The organism is Caballeronia sp. ATUFL_F1_KS4A (assembly GCF_023630905.1).
In the GTDB taxonomy this organism is placed as follows: Bacteria; Pseudomonadota; Gammaproteobacteria; order Burkholderiales; family Burkholderiaceae; genus Caballeronia; species Caballeronia zhejiangensis.
The window spans coordinates 1-279 of the sequence record NZ_JALQEB010000058.1 but is presented as its reverse complement, the minus strand read 5'-3'; the positions used below and the strand labels follow the sequence as shown (position 1 = coordinate 279).

At 50.9% G+C, this 279-nt stretch carries 1 protein-coding gene; it reads right to left on the bottom strand.

Features of this window, described 5'->3' with window-relative positions:
- Nucleotides 1-279: hypothetical protein (locus NCS03_RS31020; RefSeq protein WP_250530509.1), on the bottom strand; the 279-nt coding region annotated here is incomplete at both ends.

The following is a 279-nucleotide window of genomic DNA, read 5'->3' as shown; positions in this document are numbered from 1 at the left end:
GAGTTAAGCTCCTTGTTGAGTACCCACAGGTCGTGCAGATCACTGCGACCATGGCTGTCATTCGACATTTCAATGTTTTTGATGTGAACAAAGGGAAGCTCCTTGTATGGGTTTGGAATTACGATAGCGGCGCCGTGCTCGTCTTGCTGCACAAAATCTGTGGGGTTGTCGCCCTCTTTGAACAGCTTGTCGGCGCTGGGAAGCAGGGTTCCCATAGAGGTGACGTAGCCATAGTAGCGGACTTCTTTATCGTCCCAAATCTCGGCGATAGTTTGCACG